This is a genomic window from Stenotrophomonas sp. SORGH_AS_0321 (assembly GCF_031453215.1).
In the GTDB taxonomy this organism is placed as follows: domain Bacteria; phylum Pseudomonadota; class Gammaproteobacteria; order Xanthomonadales; family Xanthomonadaceae; genus Stenotrophomonas; species Stenotrophomonas chelatiphaga.
Window position 1 is genome coordinate 1,612,025 of sequence record NZ_JAVIZG010000001.1, and the last position, 11,692, is coordinate 1,623,716.

Consider the following 11,692-nt stretch of genomic DNA (forward strand, 5'->3'; position numbering starts at 1 on the left):
CCCCGCACAGGCCGATGCAACCGCAGACCAAGCTGCCCAAGGTGGGCACCACCATCTTCACCGTGATGTCCCAGCTGGCCGCCGAACACGGCGCCGTCAACCTTGGCCAGGGCTTTCCCGATTTCAGCGCGCCGCAGCGCCTGATCGATGCCACCACCGCCGCGATGGCCGAAGGCCTGAACCAGTACCCGCCGATGACCGGGGTGGCGCCTCTGCGCCAGGCGATCGCGCAGAAGTCGCTGGACCTGTACGGCGCGCAGGTGGATCCGGATACCGAAATCACCGTCACCAGTGGCGCCACCGAAGCGATCTTCAATGCCATCCACGCCGTGGTGCGTGCCGGCGAGGAAGTGATCGTGCTGGACCCGGCGTATGACTGCTACGAGCCGGCCATCGACCTGGCCGGCGCGCGCGCGGTGCACGTGCCGCTGGACCCGCAGACCTTCGCGGTGGACTGGGACCGCGTACGCGCGGCGATCACCCCGCGCACGCGCCTGTTGATGGTCAACACCCCGCACAATCCGTCCGGGGCGATGCTGGCCGAGGCCGACCTGCAGGCGCTGGCCGACCTGCTGCGTGGCACCGACATCTACTTGATCTCCGATGAGGTGTACGAGCACATCATCTACGACGGCCGCCGCCACGAATCGGCGCTGCGCCACCCGGAACTGCGCGCACGCGCGTTCGTGATTTCCAGCTTCGGCAAGACCTACCACTGCACCGGCTGGAAGATCGGCTATGCGATCGCACCGCCCGCGCTCAGCGCGGAATTCCGCAAGGTCCACCAGTACAACACCTTCACCAGTTTCGGCCCGGCGCAGTACGGTTTCGCCGCGATGATCCGCGACGAGCCGCAGCATCACCTGGAACTGGGGGCGTTCTACCAGGCCAAGCGCGACCGTTTCCGCGAGCAGCTGGCGCAGACCCGGCTGCTGCCGCTGGCGGTGCCGGGCGGCTACTTCCAGCTGGTCGATTATTCGGCGATCAGCGACCTGCCCGACCATGAGTTCGTGAAGTGGCTGACCATTGAAAAGGGCGTGGCGGCGATCCCGCTGTCGCCGTTCTATGAGACGCCGCCGGTTGACCAGCGCATCGTGCGGCTGTGCTTTGCCAAGAACGAAGCCACGCTGGATGCGGCCATCGAACGGTTGAAGCGGCTGTGAGCGGTGCACCGCAGGACCTGCGCATCAGCCTGGTGCAGGGCGATACGCGCTGGCACGATCCGGCCGGCAACCGCGCGCATTACGCCGCGCTGCTGGCGCCGTTGGCAGGCACGACCGACCTGGTGGTGCTGCCGGAAACCTTCACCAGTGGCTTTTCCAACGCGGCGATCAGCCAGGCCGAAGACATGCATGGCCCGACCGTGGCCTGGATCGTCGAGCAGGCGGTTCAACTGGGCGCCGCGGTCACCGGCAGCGTGCAGCTGCGCGAAGGCGATGCGGTCTACAACCGGCTGTTGTTCGCTACCCCGGACGGCGACCTGCAGCAGTACGACAAGCGACACCTGTTCCGCTACGGTGGCGAGCACGAACGTTATGCCGCCGGACATGAACGCCTGAGCGTGGAATGGAAGGGCTGGCGGATCAATCCGCAGGTCTGCTACGACCTGCGTTTCCCGGTGTTCTGCCGCAACCGTTTCGATGTGGAGCGGGCAGGGCAGCTGGATTTCGACCTGCAGATCTTCGTCGCCAACTGGCCTTCGGCGCGGGCCTATGCGTGGAAGACGCTGCTGCGCGCACGCGCGATCGAAAACCTGTGTTTCGTGGCGGCGGTGAACCGGGTGGGCGTGGACGGCAACGACCTGCATTACGCCGGCGACAGCGCGGTCATCGATTACCTCGGACAGCCCCAGGTGGAAGTGCGCGAAGTCGAGCAGGTGGTGACCACCACGCTGTCGGCGCAGGCGCTGGCTGCCCATCGTGCGCGCTTCCCGGCGATGCTGGACGCGGACCGCTTCGAGCTGGATCCGCCGCCGCGCGCCGGCTGAACCGCGCCCGGGATGGGGGCCGCCGGCCCTGTCCTGACGGGGCGGCGCGCTGCTAGATTCGGCGCATCATGAAATCCGGAGTTTCCCGACGATGAAGAACGCTGTTTCCCTGGTGGCTGTGCTGTTCGCTTCGGCTTTCGTTGCGCCCGCCGCACAGGCTGCCGGTAACATCGAGTGCAGCCTGCGCTATGACCTGTCCGGCTGGTCGGTGTTCTACAAGACCGCCTCCGGCACCGGGACGATCACCTGCGACAACGGCATGCGCATGCCGGTCACGCTGAAGGTCAAGGGCGGTGGGCTGACCGTGGGCAAGTCGAAGATCGTCGATGGCACGGGCCGTTTCAGCGGCGCTTACTCCCCCGATGACCTGTTCGGCACGTATGCGGCGGTCAGCGCGCATGCCGGCGCGGTCCGCTCCAGCGGTGCGGTGGCGATGACCAAGGGCGATATCTCGCTGGCGCTGGCCGGTACCGGCAAGGGCTGGGACCTGGGGATCGACGGCACGGCGTTCACGATCGAACGGCGCTGAGGGCGGGGTAGTGACGGCCGCTGGCCGTCATCGCGACTTGTTCGACGGCCAGCGGCCGTCACTACCGGGAAACTTGGCACGACGGCCAGCGGCCGTCACTACCGGTCACGCTGACGGGGCAACAAAAAACCCGGCCGAAGCCGGGTTTTTTGATGCATCACGCGAGGGGATCAGCTGCCGCGCGGGCCACCGCGACCGCGGTTGCCACCCGGACCGCCCGGGCCACGGTTGCCACCGGGGCCACCCGGGCCACGGTTGCCGCCCGGGCCGCCGGGGCCGCGGTTGCCACCGGGACCCCCCGGTCCGCGGTTGCCACCCGGGCCACCGGCCGAACGATTGCCACCCGGGCCGCGATTGCCGCTGGCCGGACGGGGGGTGCTGCCGTACGGGCTGAAGCCCGGGTTGGCATGGTCGGACGGGAACGACGGTGCGTTGCCCGGATGACCGTACGGATGCTTGTTGCCCTGGCCGCCCTGGCCCTGGCCACCGCGATTGCCACCGGCACCCGGCGACTTCGGCTTGGCGTAACCGCCACGACCGCCTTCACCCTGGCCCTGGCCGTAACCACCGCCCTGGCCCGGACCGCGTGCACCGGGGCCGCGCGCACCCGGACCACCCGGACCACGGGCACCGGGGCCGCCGGGACCACGGGCACCCGGGCCGCGCGCTGCGCCGGGACCGGCGTTGCGGTGGCCGCTCGGGCCGGTGCTGACGCCGTCCGGCACGTACCAGCTGCGGAATGCCGCCGGATTGCCTTCCGGCAGGCCACGGTCATTCTTCTGCGGGCGCGCCTTGAACGGACGCTGCGACTGCTTGGCCGCGGCTTCACCGCTGACCGTCAGGCCGCCCTTGAAGCCGCCGCCGCCCTTGCCACCGCGACCACGACCGCGCTCTTCGCGGACGTTGTCGAAGCGACGCAGCTCGCGACCTTCATCGGCGGTGTTGTGGCCGTTGACGTAGGCCGTGCCCCGGCCGCCTTCGCGGCCCATGCGCACGGTGGTCTTGGCCGCGCGACGCTGGCCGATCACCGGCTGCAGGGTCAGCGCGGACGGTGCGCCTTCTTCCAGGTTCAACTTGGCGCGCAGCGCTTCGACCTGGGCGGTCGGCAGTTCCACCGAATGGCCACGGGTCAGTTCGCGCGGCAGGCTCACGGTGCCGTAGCGGGTACGCTTCAGGCGGCTGACCTGGCAGCCCTGCGATTCCCACAGGCGGCGGACTTCGCGGTTGCGACCTTCCTTGACCACCACGCGGAACCAGTCGTGCGAATCGGTGCCGCCGATGCGCTCGACTTCATCGAACTTGGCCGGGCCGTCTTCCAGCGCGACGCCACGCTGCAGGCGCAGGATGGTGTTGTCGTCGACCTTTTCCTGGCCTTCCGGGGCGCGCACGCGCACCACGTACTCGCGCTCGACTTCGAAGGACGGGTGCATCATCGCGTTGGCGAGTTCACCGTCGGTGGTGGCCAGCAGCAGGCCGGTGGTGTTGATGTCCAGGCGGCCGATGGCGATCCAGCGGGCGCCCTTCAGCGCCGGCAGCGACTCGAACACGGTCGGGCGGCCTTCGGGATCTTCGCGGGTGGTCACTTCGCCTTCCGGCTTGTTGTAGACCAGCACGCGCGAGGGCTCGGCCAGGGCGGTGGCGACGAAGCCACGGCCATCCAGCTCGATGCGGTCGCCGCTGCGGACCGACATGCCGGTCTGCGCGACTTCACCGTTGACCTTGACCAGGCCCTCGGCGATGCGCTGTTCCAGCGCACGGCGCGAACCGAGGCCGGCCTGTGCCAGTACCTTGTGCAGGCGTTCTTCCAGCTTGAACTGTTCGGAGGTGGCTTCGCGCTTCAGCGACAGCTTGTTCAACGACAGCTTGCGGGGGGTATCACTCATTAACTTTGGCTCCGGCCGACGTTTCATCGTCGGCCTCTGGTTCGGAATCGGCTAGGTCAACAGCCACGGTCGTCTTCGCGACGGCGTTGTCTTCGCTCTCGTTCACTGGCGCCGCGCGCGTGCCCGGCGCGGTGTCGGGGTGCCCGTTGTCGCTGGGCGAAGGTGCTTGCTCATCAGGGTCTGCCGCGACGGGCGCGGCAGGGGGTAGGGGTCCGGCATCAGCGCCTGCGGCGGCCGGGATGCCTTCTTCGTCGGTGCCGCCGGGGGCGGGGGCATCGTCATCATTGGCGGCTGCGACCGGGCTGGCGGCCGCGGCCGGCAGCGGTGCATCGGGCTGGCCATCCGGGCCCAGCGGCAGCTGCGGTTCCAGTTCGGCCAGGTCTTTCAGCTCGGACAGCGGCGGGAGTTCATCCAGGCGCTTGAGGCCGAAATAATCCAGGAAACCTTTGGTGGTACCGAACAGCGCCGGCCTGCCAGGCACATCGCGGTGGCCGATCACCCGGATCCACTCACGTTCTTCCAGGGCCTGGATGATGTTGCTGCTCACCGCAACGCCACGTACCTGTTCGATCTCGCCACGGGTGATCGGCTGCCGGTAGGCGATCAGCGCCAGCGTTTCCAGCGTGGCGCGGGTGTAGCGCGTCTTGCGCTCGGTCCACAGCCGGCTGATATGCCCATGGACCTCGGCGGTGACCTGGTAACGGAAGCCGGAGGCCACCTCCACCAGTTCCACGCCTCGCTCGCCGCAGGCCTCGCGCAGGGTTTCCAGTGCGCGTTCCACGCTGCCTGCCGGCGCCGGCTCGTCTTCCGGGAACAGCTCCTTGAGCTGCACCAGGGTCAGCGGCTGCGGCGATGCCAGCAGCGCGCCTTCGACGATTCGGTTGATCAGCGGTTGATCCATCGGCAATTCGCGCTCACTCGTTCGGGTTGGCTGCGTCGTTGTCATCGAATTCGCTGCTGAAAGACAGCGGCTCATTGGTGTTTCCCGCCGCCAGCGACTTGACGTAGATCGCCGCCAGCGGGGCTTCCTGCACGATATCCAGCAGCTGCTCCTTGGCCAGTTCCAGCATGGCCAGGAAGGTGACCAGCACGCCGAGCTTCCCTTCTTCGGCGGTGAACAGCGATTCGAAACGGTAGAACACGCCTTCTTCCATGCGGCCCAGCAGGTCGCCCATGCGCTGGCGGACACTCAGGGCTTCGCGCTTGATCGCGTGCCCGGTGAACAGCTCGGCGCGCTTGAGCACGTCGTGCAGGGCCACCAGCATTTCCTTCAGTTCCACCGGCGGCGGCAGGCGGATCGCCGCGCGGTCGGGGACGAAGGCATGCACCACGGTGGTGTCGCGGTCCTGCCGGGGCAGGGCGTCGATATCCTCGGCGGCCTGCTTGAAACGTTCGTACTCCTGCAGCCGGCGGACCAGTTCGGCGCGCGGATCGGCTTCCTCACCGTCCTCGCTGACCGGCCGCGGCAGCAGCATCCGCGACTTCACTTCGGCCAGGATCGCGGCCATCACCAGGTATTCGGCGGCGAGCTCGAAACGCAGCTCGCGCATCACCGTGATGTATTCCACGTACTGCCGGGTGATCTCGGCGACGGGGATGTCCAGCACATCCAGGTTCTGGCGGCGGATCAGGTACAGCAGCAGGTCCAGCGGCCCTTCGAATGCATCCAGGATGACTTCCAGTGCATCCGGCGGGATGTACAGGTCCTGCGGTATCTGCAGGACCGGTTGCCCATGCACCACGGCCAGCGGCATTTCCTGCTGCTGTGGGGTGGGCGGCCGGATTGACGGGGTCGCGTCTAGCGCGGTTTCAGAGGTCATCAAAGGACATCAGGATTGCAACGGACCGGTCGCGGTGCCGGCCATTGCCTCCAGGCAACTGCCTGACAGGCCATGGCGGAAACCAGGACACGCCGGAATCGGCGCGATTCCACACATCAATAAAGCAGGACGCACCGCACTGGCGGCAGCGACGAAACTACGGGGAGGTCGTCTACGCGGTCTGGTCGGGGGCAGCGGTTCGATCATCGGTGGCCTGTGGGGCCATGGGACCGACGGGACGCTGCGTCCAGTCACGTGCAATGCAAACAGGTTACGGCTTTGCAATCGCGGTGTCCAGTCAGGCGCGGCGCGTGGTCAGGCAGCCGCTAGAATCAGCGCCAGTTCCCGCAGGACAACAGGAGACAATCGATGTGGTACGTAATTGAAGGCTACGACGGCCAGGACGTGCTTCCGGCCCGGATCGCCGCCCGCCCGACCCACCTGGCGCGGCTGCAGGCCCTGCAGGAGCAGGGCCGGTTGCTGCTGGCCGGTCCGTGCCCGGCGATCGACAGCGAGGACCCGGGTCCGGCCGGCTTCAGCGGCAGCGTGGTGATCGCCGCGTTCGATTCGCTGGCCGCTGCCCGCGAATGGGCCGACGCCGACCCCTACGTGGCAGCCGGCGTCTACGTGCGCACCGAGGTCCGCCCGTTCCGCAAGGTCCTGCCGTGAGCAACGCCGGACGCATGGAGCGAATCCGTGATGCGTTGCAGCAATCACTGGCTCCCGCGCACCTGCATGTTGAAGACGACAGTCATCGTCATGCCGGCCATGCCGGCGCGCGTGACGGGCGCGGTCATTTCAACATCCACGTGGTCAGCGAGCAATTTGCCGGAATGGGGCAGATTGCACGACATCGCGCCGTGTACGCTGCACTTGGCGACATGATGCAGACCGATGTCCACGCGCTTTCCATACGTGCGCAGACTCCGGCCGAGGCTGGCTGATCCGGTGTCCCTTGCTGTCCTGTGACGTCCCCGGGGCGTCCCGCGGTGGACAGCGGGCGGACGCCCCACGACCTATAGGACTAACGAAGTGTTTACATCGGACATTGGAAACGCTTACATTCCGCGCCAAGCCGTAGGGCTGGAGTCGTGGAGGGCGACTTTGTGAACAAGGCAGCGATCACCATCAAGGATGTTGCGCGGGAAGCCAAGGTCTCCGTGGCCACGGTTTCGCGCGCGCTCAATGGACACGAAAATGTCGCCGAGCCGGTTCGCCAACTGGTGCTGGAGGTGGCTGCGCGCCTGCGCTACACCCCGCACGCCGCCGCCCGCAGCCTGAGCAGCCGTCGCACCAATACCGTCGGGGTGGTGCTGCCCGACCTGTATGGCGAGTTCTTCTCCGAACTGATGCGCGGCATCGACCAGATCGCCCGTATCCGCCGCCAGCACCTGCTGGTGTCCAGTTACCACGGCGACCAGGAACAGCAGGGTGCGGCCCTGCGTGCCATGCGCGGCCGGGTCGATGGCCTGCTGGTGCTGTCCCCGTATGCGGAAAGCCCGGGTTTCCTGACCGACAACCTGCCGCAGTCGCTGCCCACGGTGCTGATCAATACCTACCTGCCCGACCAGGACCATCCTGTGTTGAGCATCGATGACCACGCCGGCGCCGTGGCGATGACCCGCCACCTGCTCGACGTCGGCCACCGCCGCATTGCCTTCATTTCAGGCCCGGACTCCAACTACGATGCGCGCGAACGCCTGCGGGGCTTCCGCGATGCGCTGGCTGCCTTTGGCAGTGATGCGCAGGGCATCGAGCTGCCCGGCGATTTCGACGAAGCTTCCGGCCACCGTGCCGGTCAGGAGTTGCTGGCAGCCGGAACGCTGCCCGATGCGGTATTCGCGGCCAACGACATGATGGCGCTGGGCTGCCTGTATGCGTTCGCGCAGGCAGGCCTGAAGGTGCCCGATGACGTGGCGCTGGCCGGTTTCGATGACATTCCGCTGGCCCGTTTCGTTCACCCGTCGTTGACGACGATGCAGGTGAGTATCGCCGAGCTTGGTGACATGGCGATGACGCGCCTGATGCAGTTGATGGATTCAAAAAGCACGGAAAGCGCGGGTGACAAGCAGACGCTTGTGCCGAAGCTGATCGTGCGTGATTCAAGCAAGAGTGTTTCCCGCAGGACCCAAACCCACACGCCATCCGGCCGTTGAAGCCAGAGGCGATTCCATTTTTTGTTTGACATGAAAGGGGCGGCCATCACGGTCGCCACCACCCCCGGAGATTTTCATGACGCAGTTCAATCACCATCGTCGGATGCCGGCTCGCCGTCTGCTGACGTGCGCCCTGGTCAGCTGCCTGGCCATCGCTGCAGCACCGGACGTGATGGCCCAGTCGGCCAACGCGAGCCTGCGCGGCACCGTTGCTTCGGCCCAGGCCGGCAGCGAAGTGGTCGCCACCAACGTGGCCACCGGCACCACCCGTCGCGGCACCGTCCGCGCTGACGGCAGCTACTCGCTGATGGGCCTGGATCCGGGCACCTACGACGTGGTGGCCAATGGCCAGACGCAGAAGGTCACCGTGACCGTGGCCTCGGCCGCCACGCTGAACTTCAGCGGCGCGGCAGCGGCGGCTCCGGCCGGCGATGCCACCACCCTGGATGCGGTGACCGTGGTCGCCCCGACCCTGCTGCAGGAAGTGCGCACCTCCGAAGTCGGCAAGACCGTCAGCCTGCAGCAGATCCAGACCACCCCGCAGGTCTCGCGCAACTTCCTGGAGTTCGCCGACGCCGTGCCGGGCCTGATCTTCACCCGCGATGCGAAGGGCAACACCTCCCTGCGTGGCGGTGCCACCAATGCCGATGGCACCAACGTCTACATCGACGGCGTGGGCCAGAAGAGCTACGTCAAGGGCGGCGGCGTGGCCGGCCAGTCCGGCAGCGCCGGCAACCCGTTCCCGCAGCTGGCGATCGGTGAATACAAGGTCATCAGCGGCAACTACAAGGCCGAGTACGGCCAGGTGTCCAGCGCGGCCGTGACCGCGGCGACCAAGTCCGGTACCAACGAGTTCAAGGGTGAAACCTTCTACCGTTACACCAACGAAGACATGCGCGCCAAGACCCCGGCAGAGCGCCAGCCGGGCCAGACCAAGGAAGCGTCGGCCGAGAAGGAATACGGCTTCGCGCTCGGTGGCCCGATCGTCCAGGACAAGGCGCACTTCTTCGTGACCTACGAAGCCAAGCGCTTCGACCTGCCGGTCACCATCGCCCCGGAAGGCTCGGTCACCAACCGCATCGGCCTGCTGCCGGCAGACGCCGCCGCCGGCCTCGGCCCGGCCAGCCAGCCGTTCCAGCAGGACCTGATCTTCGCCAAGATCGACTTCGAGCCGACCGACAACGATCGCATCGAACTGAGCTTCCAGGATCGCGACGAGACCCAGCAGCAGTTCAGTGGCCAGACCGCGCCGGAAGCCGGCCGTGAAGTGGTCAACACCGACCGTCGTTACGCGCTGCGCTGGAACCACAGCGGCGAGCGTTACTACAACGAACTGATGCTCACCCATGAAGATTCGTTCAACAACCCGACCCCGCTGACCCTGGGCAACGGCTACACCTACACCGCGCCGGACGGCACCGAAGACCGTACCCTGGTCAAGATCGGTGGCGCCTCCGCGCTGGATTCGCAGGTGAAGGGCCAGAAGGGCTGGGCGATCGAAGACAACCTGACCCTGGATGGCATCGAGTGGAACGGCGACCACACCATCAAGATGGGCGCCAAGTACAAGGAAATCGACCTGTACGCATCGGATGCGGCACAGATCAACCCGGCCTTCACCTACACGCTGGGCGATCCGGACTTCCCGTCCGACATCCCGTACAAGGCGCAGTTCGTCAAGCCGGTGACCGGCGTGTCGGGCGTGTCCGGCGAAGTGCGTTCGAAGTCCAAGCAGATCGGCCTGTTCATCCAGGACGACTGGCAGGTCAACGACCACCTGCAGCTGAACCTCGGCCTGCGCTGGGACTACGAAAGGACCCCGGCCTACCTGGACTTCGTGACCCCGCAGGCGGTGGTCGACGCGATCTACTCGCAGGATCCGCGTGCTGCCGCCGGCCAGACCTACGCCGATTCGCTGGCGCTGGGCGGCCTGGACATCAGCGATTACATCAGCACCGGCAAGAACCGCAAGGCGTTCAAGGATGCCTGGCAGCCGCGCATCGGCTTCTCGTATGACATCAACGCCGACGAGCAGCACGTGTTCCACGGCGGTGCCGGTCGTTCCTACGATCGCGACCTGTTCGACAACCTGCAGCTGGAAACCACCAAGCTGGCGCTGCCGCAGCCGACCATCTACTTCCGCAACCCCAACACCGGCACCTGCCTCAATGGCCAGGCCGCCTGCTATGACTGGAACCCGAACCTGCTCAACGGCATCGGCAACCTGCAGGCGCTGGTCGGTTCGACCAGCAACGCCGGCCTGGAAGTGGACCTGCTGAACAACAACCTGAAGGTGCCGTACTCGGATCAGTTCAGCTTCGGCATGAGCAACCAGGTCGGTGAGTGGCTGACCGATGCCACCATTTCCCGCACCCTGAGCTACGACGGCTTCGCTTTCACCCTGGGCAACCGTTACCCGACCGGCCAGTTCTTCGATGACCCGCGTCTGTGCGGTGGCAGCGATCCGGGCCTGAGCCAGGCCTGGAGCTGCAACGTGCCGGGCTTCGGCAGCCTGATCATCGGCCAGCAGGGCATCAAGACCCGCGCGACCCAGGTCCTGCTGTCGGCGCAGAAGCCGTTCACCCAGGAAAGCGGCTGGGGCTCCTCGATCGCCTACACCTGGACGACCGCACGCCACAACCGCGACATCAACGAGAAGTACGCCTTCGACCGCGGCCTGATCGAGGACTACCCGACCATCCGCTCCAACGGCGCGCCGCGCCACCGTCTGGTGGTCACCGGTTCGTACGCGGGCTTCTGGGGCATCACCTTCGGCGGCAAGGTCACCCTGGCCACCCCGACCGCGGTGAACGACTGGTACCCGGTCGCCCAGTCGACCGGCTTCGACCTGCCGACCCCGGGCGCCGCGGTGCCCAACGGCAACGGCAAGTTCCTGCTCGGTGGCAAGATCTTCGGCTACCGTTCGGTCGACCTGCAGGCGACGAAGACGTTCAAGATGGCGCACGAGACCGAGCTGTACGCTCGTATCGACATCATCAACGTGTTCAATTTCGACAACTTCTCCAACTACAACTACACCAAGACCAACGGCAAGCTGCTGGCCAGCTACAACGAAACCGGCGACATCGTCGGTACGCCGCGCCAGGTGAAGGCGGAAGTCGGCTTCCGGTTCTGATCCGGAACGCCTGATGCATGACGCGGTACCGCCTGCGGGCGGTACCGTGGGAAGGCAATGGCGGGTCTTCGGGCCCGTCCATTGTCCAGCCCACTGCCCTGGAGGGGGCAGTGGGCTGGGCAATGAGCGTTGGCGTCCAACCACTGAGGTGGTTTTTTTTCGGGACGCGTTTGTAAACGAT

At 66.6% G+C, this 11,692-nt stretch carries 10 protein-coding genes; 7 read left to right on the top strand and 3 right to left on the bottom strand.

Going from position 1 to position 11,692, the window contains the following annotated elements:
• The first annotated feature begins 14 nt into the window (after positions 1-14).
• The 3 genes from QE373_RS07030 to QE373_RS07040 all read left to right on the top strand — a co-directional run bounded on the left by QE373_RS07030 (position 15) and on the right by QE373_RS07040 (position 2,516).
• Complete coding sequence (locus QE373_RS07030) at positions 15-1,163, top strand: pyridoxal phosphate-dependent aminotransferase (RefSeq protein WP_309685017.1); 1,149 nt, start codon at positions 15-17, stop codon at positions 1,161-1,163.
• Complete coding sequence (locus QE373_RS07035; protein WP_057506845.1) at positions 1,160-1,987, top strand: amidohydrolase; 828 nt, start codon at positions 1,160-1,162, stop codon at positions 1,985-1,987. The genes QE373_RS07030 and QE373_RS07035 overlap by 4 nt, the downstream gene beginning before the upstream one ends.
• Positions 1,988-2,078: 91 nt before the next feature.
• Positions 2,079-2,516, top strand: coding sequence for a hypothetical protein (locus QE373_RS07040; RefSeq protein ID WP_309685020.1), 438 nt, complete (start codon positions 2,079-2,081; stop codon positions 2,514-2,516).
• A 170-nt stretch (positions 2,517-2,686) separates the two neighbouring features.
• Here QE373_RS07040 and QE373_RS07045 read toward each other — a convergent pair whose 3' ends face one another.
• Genes QE373_RS07045 through QE373_RS07055 form a run of 3 tightly spaced genes read right to left on the bottom strand, consistent with a single transcriptional unit; the run spans position 2,687 to position 6,219 of the window.
• Entirely contained in the window at positions 2,687-4,399 is a 1,713-nt protein-coding gene (locus QE373_RS07045) for a pseudouridine synthase (protein ID WP_309685022.1), read from the bottom strand.
• On the bottom strand, positions 4,392-5,300 hold the full coding sequence (gene scpB, locus QE373_RS07050; RefSeq protein ID WP_309685024.1) for an SMC-Scp complex subunit ScpB: 909 nt from the start codon (positions 5,298-5,300) through the stop codon (positions 4,392-4,394). Before scpB ends, QE373_RS07045 begins: the two co-directional genes overlap by 8 nt.
• Positions 5,301-5,313: 13 nt before the next feature.
• A complete protein-coding gene (locus QE373_RS07055; RefSeq protein WP_057506841.1) occupies positions 5,314-6,219 on the bottom strand; it encodes a ScpA family protein in 906 nt (301 codons plus the stop codon).
• A 369-nt stretch (positions 6,220-6,588) separates the two neighbouring features.
• Between QE373_RS07055 and QE373_RS07060 the strand changes: the two genes are divergently transcribed.
• From QE373_RS07060 to QE373_RS07075, 4 genes are all read left to right on the top strand, one after another.
• The gene (locus tag QE373_RS07060) at positions 6,589-6,888 is read left to right on the top strand and encodes a YciI family protein (protein ID WP_057506840.1); all 300 of its coding nucleotides are present in this window, start codon (positions 6,589-6,591) and stop codon (positions 6,886-6,888) included.
• 14 nt (positions 6,889-6,902) lie between these two features.
• On the top strand, positions 6,903-7,163 hold the full coding sequence (locus tag QE373_RS07065; protein WP_309689611.1) for a BolA family protein: 261 nt from the start codon (positions 6,903-6,905) through the stop codon (positions 7,161-7,163).
• Between the two features lie 147 nt (positions 7,164-7,310).
• Positions 7,311-8,375 carry a LacI family DNA-binding transcriptional regulator gene (locus tag QE373_RS07070; protein WP_123699774.1) on the top strand — a complete coding sequence of 355 codons (1,065 nt, stop codon included), beginning with the start codon at positions 7,311-7,313 and terminating at the stop codon, positions 8,373-8,375.
• A gap of 76 nt (positions 8,376-8,451) precedes the next feature.
• On the top strand, positions 8,452-11,511 hold the full coding sequence (locus QE373_RS07075; RefSeq protein WP_309685028.1) for a TonB-dependent receptor: 3,060 nt from the start codon (positions 8,452-8,454) through the stop codon (positions 11,509-11,511).
• Positions 11,512-11,692: the final 181 nt, after the last annotated feature.